Below are 23,775 nucleotides of genomic sequence, written 5' to 3'. Positions count from 1 at the left end.
GCGGATAGTGAGACGATCCGCCTCCTCCGGACACCACTAAGCATGGACTCACCAGCGGATGCGATGTCGGCGACAGAGGCGCCCGCCGCTTCCGCCGACGGTGATGCCGCTCTGCTCGAGGCCGCGCGGCGCGGCGATCGGGCGGCCTTCGGGCGCCTCTACGATCGGCACGCGCCCACCACCTACCGCTACGCCCTCAGCATCGTGCGCGAACCGATCGATGCCGAGGACGTCGTCCAGGACGTGTTCCTCACGACCTGGACCCGGATCGCCGACGCCACCGTGGTCGACGCCTCCGCCCTGCCGTGGCTGCTGACGACCGCACGCTTCACGGCGCTCAACCTGGTCCGCAGCAGGACGCGGGCGCGCAACCGCACCGACGACGCCGATCTGTCCCTCCACCCCGATCACCGCGAGAGTCCGGAGGGCGAAGTCGAGAGACGCCTCCTGGTCGCGGCCATCGAGGACGCGGTCTCCGAGCTCTCTGAGACCGATCAAGCGCTCTACTACCTGTGCATCGAGCAGGGCAGCAGCTACGCCGACGCCGCCAGTGCGCTCGGAGCCTCGCACGGCGCGGTCCGCAACCGCCTGAGCAGACTCCGCGCGACGCTCCGCGCCGCACTGCGCCCCCTCGATCTGCACCCCTCCGAAGGGGAGAACCGATGACCATCGACCTCGGGCCCACGCCCGAACAGCTCGCCCGCATGCGCCACGCCGTCTTCACCGGGATCGCTCTGCGGCAGCGCGTGGCCAGGCGCCGGCGCCTCGCCGGCCTCGGCGTCGCCGCCGTCGTCGCGATCGGCACCAGTGCCGCGGCGATCGCGGTGACCCAGGCCACGAACGACGAGGCGAACACCCGCTTCGACTGCTACTCCGCCCCCGATCTGCGGGCCGAGCGCATCACGACCGCGCTCGCCGACGACGACCGTGACGCGTTCGCCCTCCTGCCGCTCGACGCCCGCGTGGACGCGGCGCTCGACACGTGCCGGGCGAGCTGGAGCGCGGTGCCGGACGGAGCCGTCTCGGGCGGAGCACCGATCGAGGTCGAGAACCCGACCGTCTGCGTGCTCCCTGACTCCCGCCTCGGCGTCTTCCCCAATCCGGAGGACACCGACACCGACCTGTTCTGCGAAGGCCTGGGTGCTACGGCGCCGGCCGACGGAGGACGCACAGACTGATCCGGCGAACGGAGGGGTGCGGAGGAAGGGGAACGCCGCATCCGTCCAAGGGAAAGGGACGGCACCCGTCGCGTACTGGGCTCTGGGGAGAGTGACCCGCGGCGGGTGCCGGACCACTGGCCCCGTGTGTCAGCACGGGAAAGCCGCCAGCGTCGCGCTCAGACTCGCACGAAGGGGCGTCGGGCGACAGCCCGACGATTCGTCGGTTGCGGCCGTCCCTGGTCAGGCCCGGTCGTGCAGCGTCACGTGATAGCCGTCGGGGTCGGCGAAGGTGAACGTGCGGCCGAAGGGGCCGTCGATCGGAGCGGCGACGATCTCGTGCCCGTCGGCGGTGAGGGCGTCGTGGATGTCCTGTACGTCCGTGGCGTGGAGCCAGATCGCGGCTCCGATGCCCGGGCGGGCGGCGGAGTCGAGATCGGTGCCGGGAGCCGGGTCGCGGAGGGCGAAGGGGATCGGGGTCGTGTCGAAGACGACGGCGCGCGGCGGCCCGGCGGGCGAGCGCACAAGGCCGAGATACTGCTCGTAGAACGCCCGGGAGGCGTCGAGGTCACGACGCCCACCCCACTGCGTTCTTCGTGGGATTGCGTCTTCTCGCCGAGGAGTCCAGCCCGTCGATCGAACCCTGCGTTCGCCTTCGCGCCCGGCACAGAGCGGGACCGCTCCCGGCCGGTCCGCACGCCGGGCGCTGAGCCCGGTGCTCAGGCCACCAGGTGTTGCGTGATGCGGCCGCGCCCCTCCGACAGCACGACCTCGGCGAGGGCGCCGTTCACCAGCGGTGCCTGCGGAGGCACGTGCCCCGTGTCGACGTCGAGGATCACCGGGAGGCCGAGATCGCCGAGTGCGCGCCGCACCGCGTCCTCCTGACTCAGCCCGGCGGCCTCCGGGCCTGAGGTGCGCCCGATGAGGATTCCTGTGGCTGCGTCGAACCAGCCGGCCAGCCGGAGGGACCGCAGCAGGCGCAGCACCGAGACCGAATCGGACCCGGACGCCTCGAGATACACGATCGTCCCCTCCGGAGCACAGCGGCGTGCGAACTCCGGCACGTCGCCGAACGGCGAGCCGGCGAGCAGCGAGACCGTCTCGAGGCAACCGCCGATCAGCCGACCGCTCATCCAGGTTCGCGCCGTGCAGCGTGGCCAGTCCGGTCAGGAGCGTCAGGGGCAGGAGCAGGGTCGAGATGTCCGACCAGCCGACGAACCAGGCCCGAGACGCGGCGAGCTCCTCCCAGTCGAGCAGCTCGAGCAGCTCGACGGCCAGCTCGCCTCCCCACGGCGGTACGACGGCGTCGGCGCCCCGGAAGGCGGCCTCGAGGTCCTGAGCCCGCTCGGCCGCCGGTGCAGGGGTCAGGCCCTCAAGCGTCGCGTGCGGACGCAGGTGGACGTCGAATCCGCGGCCGGTCAGCGCGGCCACGGCTGCGTGCAACCGCTCGTGCAGCTGCTCCGGAACCCCCATCGACGGCGCGGGCACCTCGATGCGCCCGCCGCGCAGGAGCGGTCGTGGATACGTGATGCCGACCATCCGACGACGCTAGCAAGGCCTCGTGACGCACGTGCGCCCGGCTCCGCCCGGACTCACACCGAGGGGGCGAAGAACTCCTCGATCACCCGCGTCAGGGCCGCGAGATCGTCGATGTGCGCGAGCTCGCGCGCCGAGTGCATCGAGAGTAGCGGCACGCCCACATCGACGGTCGCGATCCCGAGCCGGGTCGCGGTGAGCGGCCCGATCGTGGATCCGCAGGGGACGGTGTTGTTCGAGACGAACTCCTGGTAATCGACGCCAGCCCGCGCGCAGAGGCCCGCCCACAGTGCGGCCCCTCGCGCATCCGTCGCGTAACGCTGCGTCGCGTTGATCTTGAGCAGCGGCCCCTTCCCCGCGACGGGCTGGTTCGCCGGATCGTGCTTCTCGGAGTAGTTGGGGTGCACGGAGTGGCCCGCGTCGGCCGAGAGGCACCAGGAGGAGGCGATCGCCCGGGCGCGCTCGTCGACGCCGGCGCCGAGGGCCGTGCCGATGCGCGAGAGGACGTCCTCGAGGAACGGGCCGCTCGCTCCGGACCGGCTCGCGGAGCCGAGCTCCTCGTGGTCGAAGGCCGCGAGCACGCTGATGTGCGCGGGCGACGTCTGCGGCCCGGCGCTCGCCGCGAGGAGCGCGACGAGGCCGGCGTGCACCGAGCTGAGGTCGTCCATCCGACCGGCGGCCAGGAACACCTCGTCGAGGCCGAAGCGGCGGGGCTGCTGCGTGTCGGCGGTGACCAGGTCGTAGCCGGCGATCTCGGAGGCGTCGTCGAGCCCGGCGTGCGCGGCGAGCAGCCCGAGCAGGTCGACCTCGGCGGCGTCGCCGACGCCGAACACCGGGACCGTGTGCTTCTGCCGATCGAGGGTGAGCGCGTCGTTCGCCGAACGGTCGAGGTGGATCGCGAGCTGAGGGATGCGGAGGAACGGCCCGGTCCGCAGCAGCCGGGTCTCGCCGCCGCGCGTGACCACGCGGCCGGCCAGCTCGAGCTCGCGGTCGAGCCATGAGTTGAGCAGCGGTCCGCCGTAGATCTCGACGCCGGCCTGGAGCCAGCCCTTCGAGCCGATCGTCGGCTGCGGCTTGAGCATGAAGCCGGGCGAGTCGGTGTGCGCGCCCAGGATGCGGAACGGCGTGACCGCGCCGGCTCCTTCGGGCAGGTGCCAAGCGATGATCGCGCCGTCGCGGACGACGTAGTAGCGCCCGGGCGCCGCGGGCCACGCGTGCGTCTCGTCCAGCCCCGTGAATCCTGCCTCCTCGAGTCTGCGTGCCGCCTCGGCCGCCGCGTGGAAGGAGGAGGGGGAGGCGTTCAGGAACTCGGCGAAGTCGGCGATGTGGTCGTCACGCGTGGTCATCCGTCCAGTGAAGCACGCGGCGTGCGACGCCTGCCCCGCGCCTGCCCACCTCGCGTCGAGACGTCGGCGGGCGCGCCGAGACACCGCAGCGGGGGCGGCGCCTCGCCGCGCGAGCGGCGCCTCGAAGCGTAGCTTCGACGGGCTCCCAGGGATGCCGTGTGAGCGGGCGTGCCGTTTCCTGGATAGCTGATCTGAGTGCCTGTACCGGGTGTTTCCAGCAGATCCATACTTTCTCGTTGCCGCGCGGATGAGAGCGCGATCACGTTTTCCCCGCGCACTCTCACTCTTGCGTTCGCGGAATCCGGAGCGTACACCAGCGGGTGAGACAGTGGTCGAGGCGCCCTGCTTGGATTGCACAGTGAACTCCAACAATTCGGGGGTCTTTTCATGCTGAAATCAAGAGTTCTGATGGCCATGGGTGTTTGTATGGCGACACTGCTTGTCGGCGCGATTGCCGGGGCTCCAACCGCCGTGGCTGCTGATTCGAAGGCGTCCGTTCGTTACTATCTGCCAAGTGCTCCTGAGACTTCTTCCGCGGAAAACGACTCCCTCGGGACCAGCCTCTTGGATCCTGGGACAATCGGTCTTTGCAATGCTGGTTTCGGAGACGTGAGCGTCAAGTCGTGGGACGACACTGTCCTGGGGTATGTCGACCTGTTCTGTGGCGACAGCGCCAGTGGCTACATCCACATCCGTGACGGGGATGGGTCGCTCAACGATGTGGGCCACGAAGCAGATTGGCAGGATGTCGTCGACTCGTTCGGTGGAGGATTGTGGGACGACTTCATGCTCTACGCCACAGGCGAGGCCATCGTCGACGACAAGGCGCCAGACGACCACGGAAACGACAAGCTCTGCTTCACGACTTCCATCGATATCTACAAGTCTGACGGCACCTACATCACCACCTATCAGCCCACCGTTATCGTCTCCGCGAACAACAAGAGCGTCATAACGAGTTACCCGACTCACTACCAGTCGGACTGCTGATGATGGCGTCCCGATGGTACGTCGACGGGCCGGTGCCCGCTCGTGGTGAGCCGGAGGGCAGACTCACCCTGCGCCTCCGCGTCGACTATGGGCAGCGGTGGCCGCTGAACGATCACATCGGGGCGACGCCCGCCGACCCGATCGACTGGCGCAGCATCCTCTCGCCCCAGCTGTACGACCGCCTGGTCGCCTGGGCGGCGTTCTTCAACAAGTACGCCGACCATCGCACCGGCCTCTACGGCAGCGAGGAGCGCCGCAAGTGGTTCGATCAGGAGGGTCGCCGGCTGCTCATCGACCTGCGGCGCGAAGCCGGAGACCGGTTCGACTTCACGCTGCACCTCTGGTTCTGAGACGCCGGGAGGCCCGCCGCACCGGTGAGGTGCGACGGGCTCCCCGTGCTCAGCGTCAGCAGCTGCGCGTGGTGTACCGCGCGGTGGCCGCGGCCGTGACGACCGTGCCGCCGACCGTGGCTGTGCCCGTGACCGTCGCCTGGCCCGCGGCGAGCTGCGTCGAGCGCACCGTGTAGGCGGCGGACGCGGACGCGCCCGGCTTCACTCCGGAGAACGTCTTCACGCCCTCCGAGGTGCTGACCGAGACGTCCATCGGCACGGTGTCGCCGTTCTTGGCGACGACCGTCAGCACAACCTTGCCGGCGAGGCAGCGCGACGAGGCCGTCGCACTGACCTTCAGCGAGGACTGCACGGTGACGGTGACCTGGACCGGCATCCGCGAGGCGTCCTGTGCGACTCCCGAGACCGTGAAGGTCCCGGCCGCGGCGTAGGCGGCGGGGGCGACCGCCTCCCACGCCACGTCGGCGGTGCTGGTGGCACCGGCCGCGGTCGTGATGGTGGCGCGGGGCAGCACGGGCGCGGTGCCCGCCGTGGTCGTCGCGGTCAGCGGAGCGACCGAGGCGACGGCCAGGCCCGGGGCGTAGCCCTCGAGCACCTTCTGGTACTCGGCGCGGGTCACCGGGACGACCGTGCCGTGGCGCGGCTTGCCGCCGTCGGCGTTCTGCGGCAGGCCGGCGCGCAGCTTCGCTCCGAGCGGCTGCCAGGAGTCGCCGTTCGCGAGGTCGTCGGTGCCGAACGGGATGTAGTGGTTCGGCCCGTCGTGGTAGTTCGGCTGGTCGATGAAGAGGAACCAGTCGAGGCCGTTCACGTCGCCCTCGTTGGCGGGGAAGACGTTCGGGCCCTCACCGCTGGTGAAGGTCTTGCCGGGCTCGCCATTGGGCAGGCCCGAGGCGACCCGCTCCTTGACCAGAGACCACTCGTCCGCGGGTCCGCCGGCGCCGGGTAGCGAGCCCGTGATGGTGGCCAGGAGGTCGGTGCTCTTCTCCTCCCGGAGCGTCATCGAGGCTTCGTCCTTGGTGAAGCGGTAGTAGGTGTCGCCGTCCTTCGCGACGGTGGAGTCGATGGTCCCGCGTCCGGTGCCGCGCTTGACGTCGATCCACGGCGTCGCCTCCGAGAAGGTGACGAAGTCGTCGGTCGTCGCGTACATCATCTGGTTGTAGGTGACGGCGGTGCGGTCGGCTGCGTTCGTGGTCGGGTACATGTTCGAGGCCCAGAACACCACGTAGGTGTCGAGCTCCTCGTCCCAGAACGCCTCGGGGGCCCAGGTGTTGCCGGCGAAGTCGGTGGACACCTTCACGTGGCGCTGCTCCGACCAGTTCACCAGGTCGGTCGACTCCCACACCTCGATGTAGGTCGAGCCGGACTTCTGGGCGGTGTCGAAGCCGCCGGGGAGTCCGTCGATCTTCAGGTCGGTGGCGAGCATGAAGAACTTGTCGCCCTCGGGGGAGCGGATGATGAACGGGTCGCGCAGGCCCTTCGTCCCCAGGTTCGAGGTGAAGACCGGCTTGCCGTCGTTGAGCGTGTTCCAGCTCAGCGCGTCGTCGCCCTTCGAGGCGGCGAGGCTGATGCGCTCGGCGCCGTCGCCCTCTCCGGTGAAGAACGCCCAGACGTAGGCCTCGGTGTCGTCGGCGCCGGCGGGGAGCGGCTGCACGCGGAGGGTGACGTCGCGGGTGCGGGTGGCGGCTCCGCTCGTGGCCGTCGCGCGGACGACCACGTCGATGGCGGGGCTGCCTGCTGCGGGGCGGTCCACGTCGAGCGTGCGGGTGCCGGCGGCGCTGCCGTCGCGGACGGTCGCTCCGCTCGGGCTGACGACGCTCCACTCGATGCTCGAGCCGAGCGCACCGGTGGAGGGGACCGAGACGTTCGTGCGGATGTCGCCGACGTTCGGGATCGCGATCGCGGCGAGGTCGCGCTGGACCCTGGTGGCGTCGTCGAGCTGTGCGGCGACCGTCACCACGTAGTCGACCGAGCGGGAGTCGGAGCCGACCGTGTACGTCGCGGTCAGGGTCGCGGAGGCGTCCGGCTGCCCCGCGGCCGGCCGCGTGACGGTCGCGGTGCCACCGGTGATCGCGACGGCCGGGCTGCTCGAGCGCCAGGTGATGCCGACCCCGCTGGCGGTGGTGGGCACCGTGAATCCGGCGGTCGCCTCCGTGGGCACCGTGACCGACGCGACGGCGCGGTCGAGGGCCTGCGAGGAGTAGAGCGCTTGCACGGCCGTGCTGCTGAGGGCGCTGTCGTAGACGGCGAAGTCGTCCATCTCGCCGTTCCAGCCCGGATCGTTGTACGTCGAGCGCGCGATGTACGCGACGAGGGACGAGCCGAAGGAGGAGACGTCGCGGGCGATGGTGCTCTGCGAGATCTGCGCGCCGTTGACGTAGACGGTGAGCTTCCCGGTGGTGCCGTCGATCACGGTCGTGTAGAGCGAGAGGCCGGAGGGGGTGCGGGCGCCGAGGGTCGGGGTGCCCGTGGCTCCGGCGCCGACCTCGGTGCTGTAGGGGGCGCTCGCGTTGACGGAGTTGGTGACGACGGACTTCGTGTAGCCGGAGAGGTTGCTCGGGTTGAGCAGCCAGTAGCCGGAGGAGAACTGCGCCCCGGCGGCGACGGGCGCCCCGACGAACGCGGCGGCGACGTTGCCGGTGCCGCCCTTGTTCGCGAGCCAGGTCGAGAAGGTGAGGTTCTTCTTGCCGACGAGGCCGGCGGTGGGGATCTCGAGGGAGGGGGCGGCCGAGGCGGACCCGCCGGGGAGGCTGATCAGTCCGTTGCGGAACTGGGCTCCGGAGCCGCGCAGCGTCGCGCTGTAGCCGTTGCCGCTGCTGTCGGCGACCGTGGTGCCGGAGGGGGCGGTGTCGAAGGTGTAGTGGAGGAGCGGGGTCTCGGTGGCTCCGAAGGCGGAGCTCGGAATCGTGGCGCCGAGCAGCGCCGTGGCGGCGACGGTCGCGACAGCCAGGGCGGTCCTCACCGCCGTTCGTGATCGTCTCATGCGGATGGCCCTCGTGGTCGGTGCGGCGTCGAGGCACGATCCGCAGGGCCGCGGAGGTGTGCGTCTTCGCACGGAATGTGAACGTGAACACTCTATGCGCGGGAGTGCTTTCCTGACCAGGGGCTGTGCGTGTGTTCAGGCCCGCGACGGGGCCCGGCGCTGGCACGATGTCCGCATGGCCTCCGATCGCCCTGTCCTGCTCGTCGTCGACGTCGCCGACGGCGGCCGTGACGATCCGGAGTACGAGATCGAGCTGCAGCTGCTCACCGCGAGCGTCGTCTCGGCCGCCACCGCCGCCGGCTTCGTCGTCGACCGCGTCCCCGCCGCGCAGGCCGGGGCGCCCGAGCTCGAGCGGCGGCTCGCCGCGGCCGATGCCGTCGTCGTCACCGGCGGCGAGGATGTCGATCCGCAGTTCTACGGCGGCCGGCCGGACGACCCGCACCGCGGCCAGTCCTTCCCCGAGGCCGACCGCGCGCAGATCGCGCTCGTCCGCCGGGCTGTCGAGACCCGCACCCCGCTGGTCGGCATCTGCCGGGGCATGCAGCTGGTGAACGTCGCGCTCGGCGGCGACCTGCTGCAGCATCTCGGCGGACACGTCGGCCGCTCGGTGCCGGGCGAGCACCTGTCCGCGATGGTCGAGCACCGTGTAGCCCTCGATCCCGCGAGCGCCCTTGCCCGCATCCTCGGCGCCGTCGAGCTCGATGTGCGCAGCGCTCACCACCAGGCCGTCGACCGCCCGGGCGAGGGGCTCGTGGTGGTCGCCCGTGCCGACGACGGCACCGTCGAGGCCCTCGAGCACGAGTCCGCGCCGCTCTGGTGCGTGCAGTGGCACCCGGAGGAGGCGGGCTCGCGCGGCACCGTGCTCACCGACCTGCTCGGAGCGGCGCTCGCCGCGGTCCGCTGACGTCGCGTTCCGACCGGACCGGCGGCAGAGGCCCCGGGCGGTGACAGTCGAGGCGCGTCTCAGGAGGGCAGGTCGGGAGCCGGGTAGCCGTCCCAGCCGCCGTCGATACCGCCCTCGCTCGACTCTGCGGCGATGCGGCGGCGGATGTAAGCGCCGAGGTAGGGGAGCGAGAACTGCACGTACCCGTGGCCGGCGGGATGCACGTAACCCGAGTCGATGAGCCGCTTCTTGTAGACCTGCACGTAGGCGTCGGACACCCCCATCCGACGCACGATGTCCGCGACTCTGCTCCGATCCTCGTCCTCGGCCATCGCGCTCATGAACTTCTGGTCGACATCCGAGAGGTCCCCGTACACGCGACTGATGACCCGGCTCTCGACGGCGCGGATGGCTCGATCGTGCGCGACGGTGGCGTCGGCGAGCGTGATCGACGGGGCGGTGCTGTCGTTGCGCCAGGCGTAGTCGCCCGCAAGCTGGACGAGGTAGGGATAGCCCTGGGAGAGGGAGACGAGGGTACGCAGCGCTTCCTTGTCGATGCTGCGCCCGCCCAGACGCGCTGTCTCGACGAAGACGCGCTGCGTCTCGGAGGCGGAGAGGCGTTCGAACTGCACCTCGCGGGAGCGTCGGAGGAAGGTGGTGTGCTCGGCCGCGAGGAGGGCATCGAGGCTGACCCTCACCCCTGCGAAGACGATCATGACCGGGGCGCCGTCCTCGAGGGCGTGCGAGACCTGCAGGGCGAAGGAGCTGAGCTCGCGCAGGCGGACCTTGCCGGAGGAGACCTCGTCGATGGTGATGAGAATGCCGCCGCTGCCGGCGAGCGCCGAGGACAGGGCGACGAGGTCCGTCCGGAGTTGCGGCTTGACCGTCCGCTGGCGATCGACGTACTGGACCTCGGCGTTGAACTGCCAGACGCCCAGCGTGGTGAGTCTCGCCCGGGTGGCGGGAGCCATCCCGTTGATGAGAGTGGGGATGGCGGAGTCCATGATCCGCCCGGTGAGGCCTGCGCTGGCGTCGTCGCTGATGACCACCCAGCCCGCGTCGCGAGCGGCGTCCTGCAGTGTGGTGAGGAACGAGGTCTTTCCCGCTCCGCGGAGTCCGGAGACGAGCACCGAGTGGTTCTCGCCGAAGTCGAGGGTCTCGAACACCGACTGGAGTTCGCGGAGCTCTTCCCCGTGACCGCCGAAGACGGCAGGCTTCTTCCCGTACCCGGGTGTGAAGGGGCTGGGCGCGCTGTCGGTCATGAAGGCCTCCAAATCGTATTCATTTTATTCTATTCTGCGCCGCGCAGCCCCGCGGGAGTCGGCGGGGACGGCCGCTCGCCGCCCCCCGCCCCGCCTACTTGATCGACCCGCGCATCACTCCGCTGACCACCCAGCGCTGGGCGAACAGGTACACGATCAGCAGCGGCGCCATCGCCATCAGGTAGGACGCGAAGGCGACGGTGTAGTTCGTGTTGAACTGCCCCTGGAAGACGTACTCGGCCAGCGGCAGGGTGCGCGCGGAGGGATCCGAGAGCACCACGAGCGGCAGGATGAAGTCGTTCCACGCCCACACGCAGGTCAGGATGCCGACGGTGGCGTTCATCGGGCCGAGCAGCGGGAAGATCACCTGCCAGTAGGTGCGCCAGGTCGAGGCGCCGTCGGTGCGGGCCGCCTCCTCGAGTTCGATCGGGATCGAGCGGATGAACGCGGTGTAGATGAACGTGTTGATCGAGAGGCCGAACACGGCGTAGAGCAGGATCAACCCGGCCTGGTTGTCCAGGCCCAGCAGCGCCGTCTCCTTCACCACCGGCAGCATGATGATGGGGAACGGCACGAAGACCGCCGCGAGCAGGTAGAAGTAGACGCCCTTGAAGAACGGCTTGTGCATGTTGCGGGCGACCGCGTACGCGACCATCGAGTTCGAGAACAGCGTCAGCACGACGGCTCCGACCGTGATCAGCGCCGTGTTCACGAACGCCTGAGGGAAGCGGGTCGCCGTCCACGCCTCGGCGAAATTGCCCCACGAGATCGAGGTCGGCAGCTCGAAGCCGGTCCCGCCGAGCTGGTCGGGCGTCTTGAGCGCCGTCACGACGGCGAAGTAGAGCGGCAGGAGGATCGTCAGCGAGCAGACGGCGATGAGCGCGGTCGCCCACCAGTTGATCCGGTGCGTGTCGCGTGAGGGTCGGCGCCTGCCCTCGGGCTCGCCGAGGGCGATGGCGGTTGTGGGAGTGGTGGTCGATGTCATCAGAACGAGGCCTCTCTGCGGCTGAGGACTCGGAACTGGATCAGCGAGACCACGATGATGATGAGGAAGTAGAGGACGGCGTTGGCCGTCTGATACGCGTATTCGCCGCCCTGGAATCCGCCGCGGTAGATCAGCAGCGTGATCGACTCCGTCGAGGTGCCGGGGCCGCCGTTGGTGAGGGCGATGATGTGGTCGAACACCTGGAGGAAGTTCTTCATCGAGATGACCATGTTGATCGTGAAGAACGAGGCGATCAGTGGGAACGTGATCGAGGTGAACTGCCGCCACTTCCCCGCCCCGTCGAGGGATGTCGCCTCGTAGAGCTCGCCCGGGATCGTCTGCAGCCCCGCGAGGTAGATGATGATCGAGAAGGCCGAGGCCTGCCAGACCGCCAGCACGACGATCGCGACCCACGCCCAGTCCGCGTTCGCCAGGATGTTCTCGCCGATCACCGGGATCGAGCCGAGGATCTGCGGCAGCGAGTTCGCGAACAGGTACTGGAACACGTAGCCGATGACGAGGGTCGAGAGCACGTAGGGGATGAAGTAGATCCCCCGGAAGGCCGTCTGGAACCTGATCTTCGCGTTCAGCGCCACGGCGATGGCGAGCGAGATCACGTTCACCAGCACGGTGGCCACGATCGCGAAGCCGAAGGTGAACCCGTAGGCCTTCCAGACCCGGTCGTCCTGGAGGAGCGCCAGATAGTTGGAGGCGCCGATCAGGTCCCAGGAGCCGTAGCCGGCGTAATCCGTGAAGCTGAAGAAGACGCCGGTGAGCACCGGCACGGTGTGCAGCGCGAAGAAGAGCAGGACGGCGGGGACCGTCATCCAGTAGAACGTCGTGGAGGTGCGCCCGATGGTGCGCTTCCTCCGAGGCGGCGGAGGCGTCGTCGCCGCCTGCGCGGGGGCCGTCGTGGTCGTGGTCATGGGGGTCACTTCCTGGTCGTGCGTGCCGCGACTTTGCGCCACTCACTGTCGAGGGTCCGGAGCGCCGCGTCGGCGTCTCCGCTGGCGAGGAACGCCTGGAGGGTGGGGTTGAGCGGGATGCTCGCCGGGATCTGGTGGTCGACGAAGCCGATCAGCCGCCCCTGCTCGAAGTAAGGCTGCAGCTCGGCCAGCGTCGGATCCGCGTTGGGCGCGGCGTCGACCAGCGGCGAGAAGGCGGCCTGGCTCTCGACGTACGGCTCGACGACTCCGGGGGTCAACAGGTAGTCGACGAACCGGCGGGCGGCCTCGAGCTTCGGGGTGCCGCGGCCGATGGCGACGGCCACGTCGACGCCCGAGGTGACCCGGGTGTCCGCCGGGTCGTCGAGGACCGGGTAGGGGAAGACTCCGAGATCGATGTCGGGGTTGTTGGTGCGCACCGGGTTGACCGCCCAGATGCCCTGCGGGTACATCGCCGCCTCGCCCGCGGCGAAGGCCTGGTTGCCGTCGTCGTAGCCGCGGCCGAATGAGCCCTCCTGGGTGTACGAGAAGAGCTGCCCGAGTCGTTCCATCACCACGGCGTAGTCCTTCGAGAACGAGACGGGCGAGTCGGGCCCGAGGGCCGCGCCCTCCTCGCGCAGCGCCTCGAAGAAGCCTTCCGGCTGCAACTGGCCGCCCAGCGCGTTGAACGCCGGCGCACCAGTCCAGTTGTCGAGCAAGGCGCCGTAGAACGGAGTGACGCCCGCGGCGACCAGCGCGTCGCAGACCGCGATCAGCTCGTCCCAGGTGGTGGGCACCTCGATCCCGTTGTCGGCGAAGATCCTGCGGTTGTAGAGGATGCCGTCGGCGTTGTTCGCGAAGGCGAGGGCGTTCACCTCCTCGTCGTTGTAGCTGCCGAGGTCGGCGATGATCTCGAGCGCCGCCGGATTCACGCGCTCGACCAGCTCATCGCCGGTGAAGTCGTGGAACACCCCCGCCTTGGCGAGGTCGGCGTAGTAGCCGCTGCCGTTCAGAGTGAGCACGTCGGGCACCTTGTCCTTGACGAGCAGGGTGCGGATCGCCGTGTCCGGGTCGGGCACGTTGTTGGCGATCACCCGGATGTCCGGGTTCGCCGCCTCGAAATCGCGGATGATCCGTGCGAAGTCGTCGACCGCCTCCGCCTTGAACTGGAAGAAGTCGAGCGTGGTCACGCCGTCGGCTGCGCCGGGGGAGGCGCAGGAGGCGAGGGCCGCGGCGGACGCTGCGGCGAGCGGCACCGAGAGGAAGACCCGCCGGGAGAATCCGGGGGGAGGGGGATGGGGGGACATGGAGGCGCCTCCTTGCGCGTGGGGAGCAGGATTTCGGGCGCGCTCGACCGCGGTGGGGGCGGTGCGAGTGCAGAAGCGGCGACCCGTCGCCGGCGGAGCGACGGGTCGGGAGGGCGGGTCAGATGGCGGTGAGGACGAGCATCACGAGCTGCTCGGGATCGAGGACGGGGGCCTGGAGCCCCACGGTCGCGAGCACGCGCCCGCTGAGCACGGTCTCCCGCTCGGTCCAGGCGAGCGGTGACTGCCCGGGCCCGCCGAGCGGCGTGGTCACCGGCGCGAGCCGCACCGAGTAGGCGGTCTCGGGGTTGAGGCCCGGGAGGGTGATCCGGCCGGGCGGGTAGCTCTCGCCGGTGCGCAGCTGAGCGAAGGTGAACAGGGCGCTGGAGCGGTCGGCGGCGACGACCCCCGAGAGCGAGGCCGCGTCGTCGGCCAGATCGGCTCGAACGGCGGTGCCGGTGTGCAGCAGCGCGCGGTGCTCGCGGTGGAAGGCGACCCAGGCGGTCAGCTCCTCCTCGACGGCGGGGTCGAGCCTGGAGATGTCCCACTCGATGCCGAGGTGGCCGGGCAGGGCAGTGCCGGCTCGGAACGCGAGCGAGTGGGTCCGTTTCGTCGAGTGCGACTGCGGGCCGCCGATGTGCTGGCCCATCAGCTCGGGCGGGACGACGAGCTGGGTGAAGGGCTGGATGGTCTGGCGTTCGAGCGGGTCGATGCAGTCGCTGGTCCAGATGCGGTCGGTGCGGGCGAGGATCCCGAGGTCGACTCTGGCGCCCCCGGAGGCGCACGACTCGATCTCGACGCCGGGGTGCCTCGCCCGCAGCTCGTCGAGCAGCCGGTAGAGCGCGAGCACGTTCTCGTGCACCGCGGCGCGGCCGGTGATGGGCGAGACCGCCTCGATCACGTCGCGGTTGTGGTCCCACTTGAGGTACGAGATCGGGTACTCCGTGAGCAGCGCGTCGAGCGCGCCGAGGATGTGGTCGAACGCTCCCTGCTGCGAGAGATCGAGCACCTGCTGCTGCCGCCCTGAAGGGGGGAGGTGCCCGCCCGGCCCGAGGATCCACTCCGGGTGCGCGCGGGCCAGCTCGGACTCCGGGCTGATCATCTCGGGCTCCACCCAGAGGCCGAACTGCATCCCGAGTCCGGTGACGACATCGGTCAGCGGCGAGAGGCCCTCGGGCCACACGGTGGGATCAACGCTCCAGTCGCCGAGCGCCGTGGTGTCGTCGCGACGGCCGAGGAACCAGCCGTCGTCGAGCACGAAGCGCTCGACGCCGATCCGCGCGGCCCGCTCGGCGAGGGCCGTGAGCCGGGTCAGGTCGTGGTCGAAGTAGACCGCCTCCCAGGTGTTGAGGGTGACGGGCCGTGGAGTCGCGGGATGCTGCGGCCGAGCGCGGACCGCGGCGTGGAAGCGCGCCTGCAGTTCCGTGAGACCGTCGCCCCAGGACCCGTACGCGACCGGCGTCTCGTAGCTCTCGCCCTGCGCCAGCTCGATCTCGGCGGGGCGCAGCAGCTCGCCGACGGCGAGGAACGCGACCCCCTCGACCGTGCGTTCCGCGCGCACCGCCGCGTCGCCGCTCCAGCCCAGGTGCACGCCGTGCACGAGGCCCCGCTCCCAGCCGAAGCCGGGAGTGCCGGCGGCGAGGAGGAGGGTCGCATCGGCTCCCGGGCGCCCGCGCCGTGTGCTGCGCGAGTGCTCGCCGATCGTCAGCGCATGTCGCTGGGGGTGGCGCTCGCGGAGGTGGTGGCCGGTGGTGTCGAGGATCTCGCGTGCCACCGCCGGCAGCGGGAAGCCGAGTTCGAAGCGCTCGAGCCGGAAGGGGCGGGCGTCGAGGTTCTCGACCCGCGCCCGCTGACTGAGCAGTCCGGCCGAGTCGAGTTCGAGGTCGACGGTGAGGCGTACGCCGGCGCCGACGGCGACGACACGGAGGGCCGTGCCGACCGCCTCCGCGCTCTGCACCTCGAAGCGCGCGGAGGCCGCGCTTCGCTCGTGGGTGCCCGCGAAGCTCGGTGCGTGCTGCCAGCCGTCGGCTTCGACGGCGACGAGCCCGAGCGGGGCGAAGGCGTCGAGCCCGCCCGAGACGCGCTGCGGCAGCGCGGCGTCGGCGAGGGCGGATAGTTCGGCCGTGGAAAGATCTCCGAGCGCGGCGCCCCAGTGGACGATCGCGGGGAAAGTGGCCAGTCGAGCGTCGACGACGACGCTCGTCCCGCCGTCCTGGAGGTGGAACAGCGGCGACTCCCGGCCGGAGAGGGTCTGCGGATCGTTCGTCGAGGCGATGCTGCGATGCATGAGTTCTTTCTAGGGTAGAAGTAATAGGGGTGTCAAGAGCAATCAGTATCGGCCGGGGTTCTCCTCCGTGCCGGGTCAGCCGATAGCTTCGTACCAGCCCGGAAAGAAGGAGCGCTGTGACCGACGCCGTCGTCGCCGAGGATGCGTCGGGGAGCTCCTCCGAACTCCTCGCCCGCGAAGTCCTCATCCATGGCCCCCTCTCGCGCTCCGAGCTCGGCCGCCGCCTCGGCCTGTCCCCGGCCAGCCTCACCCGCCTCGCGCGCCCCTTCCTCGACGGCGGGCTCGTCGTCGAGGGCGCCGAGCAGAGCACCGGAGTCGGCCGTCCCGCCCGCCCGCTCGACATCCGGGCGGAGGCGCTGCGCTTCGCCGGCGTGAAGATCACCGGCACCGAGATCCTCGCGGTCCGCACCGATCTCCGCGCGCAGACCGAGCTCGAGATCGTGCGCGCCCTGCCAGGGACGCAGCCCTCCGAGGTCGTCCGCGCGATCGTTGCCGTCGTCGACGAGCTCGGCGGCGCCTCCGCCTTCGCCGGCCTCGGCGTGACCCTCGGCGGCAGTATCGGTGCCGACGGGCGGGTCAGCCGCGCGCCCTTCCTCGGCTGGCGCGACGTCGACCTCGCCCGTCCACTCTCCTCGGCCCTCGACCTCCCCGTCGCCCTCGAGAACGACGTCGTCGCACTGACCGGCGCTGAGCACTGGTTCGGGAGGGGCCGCGGCATCCCGCACTTCGCCGTTCTGACGGTCGGTGCGGGCGTCGGCTACGGCCTCGTCGTGCACGACCGTGTGGTGGCGCCACCGTCGGCGGGCCTCGGGCTCGGTGGGCACTACCCGCTCGATCCCGCCGGCCCGGTCTGCGAGTCCGGCCACCGCGGCTGCTCCACGGCGATGCTCAGCCTGCCCTCGCTCACCCGGCAGCTGTACGTGGCCACCGGCCACCAGATGACGCTGGCCGAGGGCTTCGCGGCCGCCCGCGCCGGTGACGCCGGAGCGGCCCGCGTGCTCGGCGACTCCGCCCGCGCACTGGGCACGATGATCGCTGCGATCGCCAACCTGTCGATGGCGGGCACGGTGATCCTCGCCGGCGAGGGAGTCGCGCTCTACTCCGAGCAGGCGGGCGTGGTCGAGGCGGCGATCGCGAGCACGCGCGACCCCGATGCGCCCGCGCTGGAGCTGCTGGTCGACGACGGCGGTCTCGTCGAGTGGGCGCGCGGAGCCGCCGCCACGGCGATCCAGCGCCTGCTGCCCCGCATAGCGCTCGGCACGCTGCCCTGACCACGGCACGCTGCCCTGACCACGGACGCTGCCCTGACCACGAGTGCTTCTGCCGAGTCGCCGCCGACGGAGCGGTCTGATCAGCCGGTGAGGCTCGGCTCGCCGCCTACGCCCGCCGGACGGAGACGGCCGTCGAAAGGATCGACGCAAGGACCAGTTCGCTCGCGCGCAACGCGTCTGCCGAGTGGGAGACGGCCGGATCTGCGCCGATCAGCGCGTTCGCCAGCACCCGCGCCGGCCCCCAAACCGAGGGGGCGGCCGTGACCGAGCTACCGACGGCCGCCCACATCTCGGGGGTGGTGAGCATCGACGACCGGAACCGCCAGGCGTAGTGGGCGGTCGGCCGGGTGACCTCGACTGTCATCGGCAACGCGCCGTCCAGCACGAGAAGGCGTCCGGTTGAGAAGCCGGTGGTGACGTTGCCCTGGTGCACCACGCCGGAGCCCTCGACGACCAGCATCGCGCAGATGCTGTCCGGCACGACGTCGCCGTCGTACGTCCCGACCGGCGAGAGCACCCGCCCGAACTGGTAGTCGGGCGCGCACACGCCCTCGGGCGAGGAGCCGGTGGGACCGGCGGGCTCGCGATGCACGGTGAACTGCTCTGTCACGACCTGACTCCTCACGGGCGAGTGGTACTTGCAGACGTTCTTCGGAGACGCGAGGCACGCCGGATCGCCACACCGAGGAGGTGCGCTGGTGTGGCGAGGTCGCGGTCAGCCGAGCCGCGCGGCCGGTACCGTCTCGAGGTGACGCAGATCGCGACGCAGTCGCTGCGAGCGGACGTAGCTGCTCAGCGCGTGCTCGGGGGCCGGGGGCGCGTCGCTTCCGCCCAGGAGCGCACGCGCGGTCGTGAGGCGGGCGCGGCGGATCTCGTCGAACACAGTGGTCCCGTTGCGGGCGAAGGTGCGCTGGAGGGTGCGCTTGGGCACGCCCAGGCGCTCGCAGATCTCCTGCACCGAGAGGCGGGAGTCGGCGGACATCGCGGCGATCAGGGCGAGCGCGCGCGTGTAGACGTCCTCGCTGCTCTCGCGCGGGAGCGAGGTGGCGAGCACGGCTCCGGCGAGCTGCTCGACCGCCGCGCGCACCAGGGGGAACGCGGGCGAGTCGGCGTCGAGCGTCGAGCCGAACGTCGAGTTGACGGTCGAGAGGAGGATGCCGCGGCTGGCCGGCTCTGCCTCCGTGACGACCGCGCCCCGGTCGCTCGAATCGACCAGGCCCAGCAGCGGCCGGTCGAGAGCGATCTCGGTGCGCGCGCTCGGGGTGTCGGTGACCAGGGTGAACGACGAGTCGCACTGGAGGAACGCGATGTCTCCAGGGCCGAGCTGGACCTCGAGCGCCGACGGGTCGTCGGGCTGGATCACGAGCACGCCCTCGAGCGGGATGATCAGGCGGATGCCGGCACCCGCGCGGGCGGTGCGGTGCAGGCGGCCCGGGGTGTGCCAGATCCGCAGGACCTCGACGCCGTCGCTCCGGAGCGTATCCGCGACGATGCGGAAAGCCCCGGTCGCGCGGACATCCACCCCGCCTTCAGCGAGCCAGGCGGCGGCGGCCGTGTCGCGACGCGACACCCCGCGATCGACGGTCGGTCGGCTGCCTTCTGCAATACCCATCACGGCGGAGTCCTTTCTCTAGCGCGTCCTTCGGGAGACGCGACACCCCTAGCCTGACTGATGAGGGGCCTTGATGAGAAGTCTTCAGGCGGATGATCCGTCGATCACCGCCAGCGGAGGGTCCCGGACCCCGCGATCGAGGGGGTGAACCGGACTTCGGGGGTGCGCCTCGGATCGAGTCGGACCTCGAGCGATGCGGCGTCGGTGAAGGTCCGCCCCTCTCCTGTCCTGCCCCGGAGGACGACCGAGTGCCGCAGCGTCCTGGGCGCGCGGAGCGGCGCCGCGGTGTAATGCGCGACGGCGACGAAGCCGGCCCCCGGGGCGACCCGCTCCGGCCTGCCGACCACGGTCGTCGGCGCCTCGTCGTACTCGAGCTCGGTTCCCGAGCCGTCGGTGAACGAGCCGCAGTGCAGGGCCAGATCGTGCAGTGCAGCCGGGCCGGCGTTGTGGAACTGCATCCAGAACGTGATCACGGCGACGTGCTGGCGCTCCGAGAGCAGGTGCGACGCGGTGCCGTCGAGGACGAGGTGCGGGAAGGTCGAGGGCGCCGGGCGCCGGAGGATCACCCGTGCCTCCGAACGCTCTGTCCGGGAGGCGTCGCGGGGCCTCGAACCCGGCCGGCGAGTTGCAGGAGGCTGCATGCTGCGAGCACTCCGACGAGAGCTGCCGCCCAGCTCAGATCGCGGTGGTCGAAGAGGCCGAGGTGCGCCGGGACGCCCGTGAATCCGAGGATCCCCTGTGCTGCGGCGGCCGTCGCGAAGGCGAGCAGAGCGGCGGCCGCGGCGACCGTCGCGGGGGTCTGCGCCTCCTCTTCGGGGGCCTGGGCGAAGGCGCGGAGGGCCCCCAGGAGAGCGAGTGCACAGAGCAGCGCGGCGACCAGGGCGGCAGCCGTGTACGTGGGTCCGGAGCTGACCAGGAGGAGCGCGCCGGCCGCGATCCGCAGTGCGGCGAGAGCGATGGCCGGACCCCGCGCGAGGCCGGCGTCCCCGAGTCCGGCGGCCAGAACGGAGCGGGCACGGGCTGCGCTCGTGCCACGCGGGGAGGTGCCCCGCTCGGAGCCGCGCAGGACGCTCCGGACGGTGATGATCCCCGAGACGAGCAGGGCCGCACCGACGAGAAGGGGGAACACGAGGGCGGCGGCGGGAAGGATCGCCTCGGGTGCGGCGGGGGTCATTGTGAGGTCTCCTTGAGAGGCAGGGGGCAGCGCGGAGCACCTTGATGATCGGGTCTGTCGAGACTCTCTCGACCCCCTCGGCGCGAACGCTTCGGAGGCAGGCGCGCGCATCCGTCAGAACGCGCCGCCGAATGCGCCAAATAAGACCGAAAAACGCGCCACGCTCTTCGCGCGGGAGGGCGCCGTGGCGAAGATGACAGAGCTTCGGATCATCGACGTCAGCACGTCGCCGGTCCGGCCGAGCGCCGTTACCCCCCTGCGCCGGCCGACCAGTACGAAGCACGCTGTCGCGCCATCCCGACCGACGGCACCGCACCATTCGAATGCGAGCCACCCATGACGGCACCCGTGCGCCCACGGACCCCCACCCTCACCGAACGGATCGATCGCTCCCTCCTCTCGCTCCATGCAGAACCGGGCCTCGACGCCCGCGTCGTTGCGCGCACCCTGGGCGTGCCGGCGCTGGCGGTCACAGCGAACCTCTGGCTGCACCGCCGTAGCTCTGTGCGTTCCGCGCTCGCACGGATCCGCGTCGACGTCGCCCAGCGGATCATCCGAGAGCATGCGGCGTCGGCGCCGATCGTGCTCGTCCGGCGCCGCGCGGCGGAACGGGCCGGCTTCCGCTCGCTCGACGAGATGGACCGTGCCTTCCTCCGCTACCGCCGCCGCACGAGCTTCGACGTGCTGCTGACCAGCCGCGCGACGGTGGCGCGGCCGGTCTGAACGATCGGTCGGTCGCCTTCCGACGCGCGCGCCACTCGGTGACGCGGGAGCCGGAAGGCCTACCGGTCCGCTATAAGGGCGGAGAGCCGACTGATGCCCGACGGTCGGCCGACCGTCGGACTGATGTCGTCAGTGCGGTGACGGGCCGTTCCGCAGTACGGTCGTACGGGGATGACGAGGTCCCCCGTATCACTGGAGACATTCGATGACCAGTACCTCCGCGAAGCAGCCGATGGGGCGACGCGCCCTGTTCCAGAGTGCGCTCGGCGCCGGGATCGCCGGCGTGCTCGCCGTCGCCTCCGCGCCGCCAGCCTTCGCGGCCGTGAACTACTACGGCCTCACCACCGACGAGTGGAAGTCGCTGCAGCGCCTGTTTAGGGACAACGGCATCTCACCGGGAGCGATCGACGGAGTCCCGGGCACGAACACGTGGAAGGCGATGCAGCGGTTCCTCATCCTGCGCGGGCAGAACCCCGGCGTCGTCGACGGCCAGCCTGGCCCCAACACCTGGCGCGCCATCCAGCGCTTCCTCACCCAGTTCCCGTGGTACTCGGTCGGCCCGGTCGACGGCATCCCCGGGCCGCAGACCCGGGCGGCTCTGAAGCAGTGGGCCAACCTGGCCGCCTGACGGCTGTCGCGGCGGAGGGCGGCCGTCAGAGCCGGTCGGCCCGCCACTCCGTCGCGATCTCGACTCCGGTGCGGAACGCCTCCTCCTCGCGCTCGCGCAGCTCGACGCGGCGGATCTTGCCCGAGATCGTCTTGGGCAGCGGATGGAACTCCAGGCGGCGCACCCGCTCGAACGATGACAGCAGCTCGCGGGCGTGCGCGAAGATCGCGGCGGCGGTCTCGGCGGTCGGTTCCCAGCCATCGGCGAGCTCGACGTACGCCTTGACCGCGCTGTGGCGCAGCGCATCCGGAGCCGGCACCACAGCCGACTCGGCGACCGCCGGATGCTGGAGCAGCACGCTCTCGACCTCGAACGGCGAGATCGTGAAGTCGGACGACTTGAAGACGTCGTCGGTGCGTCCGACGAACGTGATGGTGCCGTCGAGGGCCCTCGCGGCGACGTCTCCGGTGTGGAACCAGCCGTCGGCGCGCGAGAGCGCGGTGCGCTCGTCATCGCCGAGGTACCCGGACATCAGGTTCACGGGCTCGGCGGAGAGGTCGAGGCAGATCTCGCCGGTGGCCGCCGGCTCGCCAGTCAGCGGGTCGATCAGCGCGACCGCGACGCCCGGCAGGGCGCGTCCCATGGCTCCGGGCACGATCGGGGCGCCGGGCGGGTTGCCGATCATCGCGGTGGTCTCGGTCTGGCCGTAGCCGTCGCGCACGGTGAGGCCCCACTCCCGCTCGATCGTCGCGATCACCTCGGGGTTCAGCGGCTCCCCGGCCGAGAGGATCTCGGCGAGTGCGCGTGGTCTCGCGCCGAGCTCCGACTGGATCAGCATCCGCCAGACCGTCGGTGGGGCGCAGAACGTGGTCACCTCGGCACGGTCGAGTTGCCGGTGCAGCGCGGCGGGCGAGAAGCGGCTGTAGTTGTAGACGAAGACGGTCGCCTCGGCGTTCCACGGCGCGAAGAAGCAGCTCCACGCGTGCTTGCCCCAGCCGGGCGAGCTGATCGCCATGTGCACGTCGCCGGGGCGGACGCCGAGCCAGTACATCGTGGTGAGGTGGCCCACGGGATACGACTGGTGGGTGTGCACGACCATCTTGGGCTGCGAGGTGGTTCCCGAGGTGAAGTAGATCAGGCACGGGTCGGAGCTCTCGACGACCACCGTCGGGCTGATCCCGAAGGGCTCGAGGGAGTCGTCGTAGTCGAGCCAGCCCTCCACCGGACCGCCCACGGCGATGAGCCCGACGTCGCCCGCGATCCCGTCGAACTTCGCGGTCTCGGCGGCGTCCGCGATGACGTGCGCAACCCGGCCGCGCTCGAGCCGCCCGGCCAGGTCGGTCGGCGAGAGGAGGGTCGTCGTGGGCAGGATCACGGCGCCGAGCTTCATGATCGCGAGCATCGACTCCCACAGCTCAAGCCGGTTGCCGAGCATCAGCATCACGTGGTCGCCCTGCTCGACGCCGACCGAGTGCAGCCAGGCCGCGACCTCGTCCGAGCGCCAGCGCATCCGGTCGAAGGAGTACTGCTGCTCGGAGCCGTCCTCCTCGACGATCCAGAGGGCGGTGCGCTCGTTGCCGATCGCGATCGCGTCGAACCAGTCGACCGCCCAGTTGAAGCGGGGGCCGACGTCGGGCCACTGGAAGGCCTCGTTCGCGGCCGCCGCGTCGGTGCGGTGCTGCAGGAGGGTGTCGCGGGCGGCGCGGAAGCTCCCGGTGGGGTTCATGCATGTCTCCGTAGCGGTCGAGGTCCGGCCGCTGGCAGGACGTCCCCATTCTCCTCCCGCGAGGATGCCGAAGGCCCGCGCGGCCGGGACTGGGGGTTCCCGCGGAGTGCCGGCTGCGCGCCGATGCGGGATCATGTCACGGGACCGGAGAAGGGCTGCATCCGTTCGCGCGGAGGGCGGGTCGGTGACAGCGCACGCAGCGGGGAGCACGAATGCCGACACGGATCGCTCGCATCGGCTCGGGCGCCTCCGTCCGTGCAGCTCTGGTGCTCGTGGCCGTCGGCGCGGTGATCGCGGTCGTGACGACACTGGTCCTCCTCCTGCTCTCGCCTCCCGGAGGAGGCCGGCAGCCCGTCGAGACGGTGAGGCCCGTCGTCGTCATGACGTCAGCGACGGTCGCCGCCCTCGCCGTCGGTGCGGCTCCCTACTCCGTGCTCCGCGGGCGGGCACCGTGGCCAGCCCTGTGGCTCGCGTCCGTCGTGTGCGTGCTCGCTCTGGCGCTCGCGGTCGTCGTCGTGGTCGACTGGTGGGGCGCGGGCGACGGGACCACGGCCCTCTGCGCGATGGTCGTCATGGTCCCGGTCTGCTGCTACTGCGCCGTCGCGGTCGTCGTGACGGAGGCGCTCCTCCGGCGACGCGAGCGCACGGGCCGCTAGCGT

General features: G+C 70.9%; 23 protein-coding genes and 1 pseudogene. 9 read left to right on the top strand and 15 right to left on the bottom strand.

Annotation, left to right across the window (positions count from 1 at the left end; genetic code table 11):
- Positions 1-42: 42 nt before the first annotated feature.
- Positions 43-666 carry an RNA polymerase sigma factor gene (locus GSU10_RS14895; RefSeq protein WP_199220901.1) on the top strand — a complete coding sequence of 208 codons (624 nt, stop codon included), beginning with the start codon at positions 43-45 and terminating at the stop codon, positions 664-666.
- On the top strand, positions 663-1,178 hold the full coding sequence (locus GSU10_RS14890; protein WP_132505858.1) for a hypothetical protein: 516 nt from the start codon (positions 663-665) through the stop codon (positions 1,176-1,178). The genes GSU10_RS14895 and GSU10_RS14890 overlap by 4 nt, the downstream gene beginning before the upstream one ends.
- A 222-nt stretch (positions 1,179-1,400) precedes the next feature.
- On the opposite strand, the gene GSU10_RS14885 is transcribed toward GSU10_RS14890, so the two are convergent.
- From GSU10_RS14885 to GSU10_RS14875, 4 genes and pseudogenes are all read right to left on the bottom strand, one after another.
- Positions 1,401-1,760: a VOC family protein gene (locus GSU10_RS14885; RefSeq protein ID WP_068208945.1), complete on the bottom strand. Its 360-nt coding sequence runs from the start codon at positions 1,758-1,760 to the stop codon at positions 1,401-1,403.
- 116 nt (positions 1,761-1,876) lie between these two features.
- Positions 1,877-2,290, bottom strand: coding sequence for a S66 peptidase family protein (locus GSU10_RS15565; RefSeq protein WP_236713532.1), 414 nt, complete (start codon positions 2,288-2,290; stop codon positions 1,877-1,879).
- A 70-nt stretch (positions 2,291-2,360) separates the two neighbouring features.
- Positions 2,361-2,630: pseudogene (locus tag GSU10_RS15560) on the bottom strand (LD-carboxypeptidase); the annotation flags it as partial.
- A 119-nt stretch (positions 2,631-2,749) separates the two neighbouring features.
- The gene (locus GSU10_RS14875; RefSeq protein WP_068208882.1) at positions 2,750-4,039 is read right to left on the bottom strand and encodes a M18 family aminopeptidase; all 1,290 of its coding nucleotides are present in this window, start codon (positions 4,037-4,039) and stop codon (positions 2,750-2,752) included.
- A gap of 387 nt (positions 4,040-4,426) precedes the next feature.
- Between GSU10_RS14875 and GSU10_RS14870 the strand changes: the two genes are divergently transcribed.
- Together GSU10_RS14870 and GSU10_RS14865 are read left to right on the top strand one after the other, a co-directional pair.
- A complete protein-coding gene (locus GSU10_RS14870) occupies positions 4,427-5,029 on the top strand; it encodes a hypothetical protein (RefSeq protein WP_132505855.1) in 603 nt (200 codons plus the stop codon).
- Positions 5,029-5,379, top strand: coding sequence for a hypothetical protein (locus GSU10_RS14865; protein ID WP_132505852.1), 351 nt, complete (start codon positions 5,029-5,031; stop codon positions 5,377-5,379). The genes GSU10_RS14870 and GSU10_RS14865 overlap by 1 nt, the downstream gene beginning before the upstream one ends.
- A gap of 55 nt (positions 5,380-5,434) precedes the next feature.
- On the opposite strand, the gene GSU10_RS14860 is transcribed toward GSU10_RS14865, so the two are convergent.
- On the bottom strand, positions 5,435-8,359 hold the full coding sequence (locus tag GSU10_RS14860; protein ID WP_082845004.1) for an immunoglobulin-like domain-containing protein: 2,925 nt from the start codon (positions 8,357-8,359) through the stop codon (positions 5,435-5,437).
- A 175-nt stretch (positions 8,360-8,534) separates the two neighbouring features.
- On the opposite strand from GSU10_RS14860, the gene GSU10_RS14855 reads away from it, so the two are divergent.
- On the top strand, positions 8,535-9,263 hold the full coding sequence (locus GSU10_RS14855; RefSeq protein WP_068208900.1) for a gamma-glutamyl-gamma-aminobutyrate hydrolase family protein: 729 nt from the start codon (positions 8,535-8,537) through the stop codon (positions 9,261-9,263).
- Between the two features lie 59 nt (positions 9,264-9,322).
- On the opposite strand, the gene GSU10_RS14850 is transcribed toward GSU10_RS14855, so the two are convergent.
- The 5 genes from GSU10_RS14850 to GSU10_RS14830 all read right to left on the bottom strand — a co-directional run bounded on the left by GSU10_RS14850 (position 9,323) and on the right by GSU10_RS14830 (position 16,003).
- Positions 9,323-10,504: an ATP-binding protein gene (locus GSU10_RS14850; RefSeq protein WP_068208901.1), complete on the bottom strand. Its 1,182-nt coding sequence runs from the start codon at positions 10,502-10,504 to the stop codon at positions 9,323-9,325.
- A 94-nt stretch (positions 10,505-10,598) separates the two neighbouring features.
- Positions 10,599-11,489 carry a carbohydrate ABC transporter permease gene (locus tag GSU10_RS14845; RefSeq protein ID WP_068208902.1) on the bottom strand — a complete coding sequence of 297 codons (891 nt, stop codon included), beginning with the start codon at positions 11,487-11,489 and terminating at the stop codon, positions 10,599-10,601.
- Entirely contained in the window at positions 11,489-12,415 is a 927-nt protein-coding gene (locus GSU10_RS14840) for a carbohydrate ABC transporter permease (protein WP_068208903.1), read from the bottom strand. The genes GSU10_RS14845 and GSU10_RS14840 overlap by 1 nt, the downstream gene beginning before the upstream one ends.
- Positions 12,416-12,420: 5 nt before the next feature.
- Positions 12,421-13,719, bottom strand: coding sequence for an ABC transporter substrate-binding protein (locus tag GSU10_RS14835; protein WP_068208904.1), 1,299 nt, complete (start codon positions 13,717-13,719; stop codon positions 12,421-12,423).
- 118 nt (positions 13,720-13,837) lie between these two features.
- A complete protein-coding gene (locus tag GSU10_RS14830) occupies positions 13,838-16,003 on the bottom strand; it encodes an alpha-galactosidase (RefSeq protein WP_068208907.1) in 2,166 nt (721 codons plus the stop codon).
- A gap of 116 nt (positions 16,004-16,119) precedes the next feature.
- Here GSU10_RS14830 and GSU10_RS14825 point away from each other — a divergent pair, with 116 nt between their 5' ends.
- Positions 16,120-17,274, top strand: a complete 1,155-nt coding sequence (locus GSU10_RS14825; protein ID WP_068208910.1) for an ROK family transcriptional regulator — start codon at positions 16,120-16,122, stop codon at positions 17,272-17,274.
- Positions 17,275-17,380: 106 nt separating this feature from the next.
- Here the strand turns inward: GSU10_RS14825 and GSU10_RS14820 are convergent, their stop codons facing one another.
- The 4 genes from GSU10_RS14820 to GSU10_RS14805 all read right to left on the bottom strand — a co-directional run bounded on the left by GSU10_RS14820 (position 17,381) and on the right by GSU10_RS14805 (position 20,060).
- On the bottom strand, positions 17,381-17,884 hold the full coding sequence (locus tag GSU10_RS14820) for a hypothetical protein (RefSeq protein ID WP_132505849.1): 504 nt from the start codon (positions 17,882-17,884) through the stop codon (positions 17,381-17,383).
- Between the two features lie 105 nt (positions 17,885-17,989).
- On the bottom strand, positions 17,990-18,886 hold the full coding sequence (locus GSU10_RS14815) for an AraC-like ligand-binding domain-containing protein (protein WP_082845006.1): 897 nt from the start codon (positions 18,884-18,886) through the stop codon (positions 17,990-17,992).
- A 104-nt stretch (positions 18,887-18,990) separates the two neighbouring features.
- A complete protein-coding gene (locus GSU10_RS14810; protein WP_068208919.1) occupies positions 18,991-19,452 on the bottom strand; it encodes a hypothetical protein in 462 nt (153 codons plus the stop codon).
- Positions 19,449-20,060 (bottom strand): hypothetical protein, encoded by a 612-nt coding sequence (locus GSU10_RS14805; RefSeq protein ID WP_068208922.1) that lies wholly within the window; start codon positions 20,058-20,060, stop codon positions 19,449-19,451. The genes GSU10_RS14810 and GSU10_RS14805 overlap by 4 nt, the downstream gene beginning before the upstream one ends.
- Before the next feature lie 336 nt (positions 20,061-20,396).
- On the opposite strand from GSU10_RS14805, the gene GSU10_RS14800 reads away from it, so the two are divergent.
- Positions 20,397-20,783, top strand: coding sequence for a hypothetical protein (locus tag GSU10_RS14800; protein ID WP_068208925.1), 387 nt, complete (start codon positions 20,397-20,399; stop codon positions 20,781-20,783).
- 205 nt (positions 20,784-20,988) lie between these two features.
- Positions 20,989-21,411 carry a peptidoglycan-binding domain-containing protein gene (locus GSU10_RS14795; RefSeq protein WP_068208928.1) on the top strand — a complete coding sequence of 141 codons (423 nt, stop codon included), beginning with the start codon at positions 20,989-20,991 and terminating at the stop codon, positions 21,409-21,411.
- Between the two features lie 25 nt (positions 21,412-21,436).
- On the opposite strand, the gene GSU10_RS14790 is transcribed toward GSU10_RS14795, so the two are convergent.
- A complete protein-coding gene (locus GSU10_RS14790; protein ID WP_068208931.1) occupies positions 21,437-23,116 on the bottom strand; it encodes an AMP-binding protein in 1,680 nt (559 codons plus the stop codon).
- Between the two features lie 212 nt (positions 23,117-23,328).
- On the opposite strand from GSU10_RS14790, the gene GSU10_RS14785 reads away from it, so the two are divergent.
- Positions 23,329-23,772 carry a hypothetical protein gene (locus GSU10_RS14785; protein ID WP_068208933.1) on the top strand — a complete coding sequence of 148 codons (444 nt, stop codon included), beginning with the start codon at positions 23,329-23,331 and terminating at the stop codon, positions 23,770-23,772.
- The last annotated feature ends 3 nt before the right edge of the window (positions 23,773-23,775 follow it).

It is taken from the genome of Rathayibacter tanaceti, assembly GCF_009834165.1.
Taxonomy (GTDB): Bacteria; Actinomycetota; Actinomycetes; order Actinomycetales; family Microbacteriaceae; genus Rathayibacter; species Rathayibacter tanaceti.
Note: the sequence above shows the minus strand (reverse complement) of the source record. Positions and strands in the feature narration are given on the sequence as shown.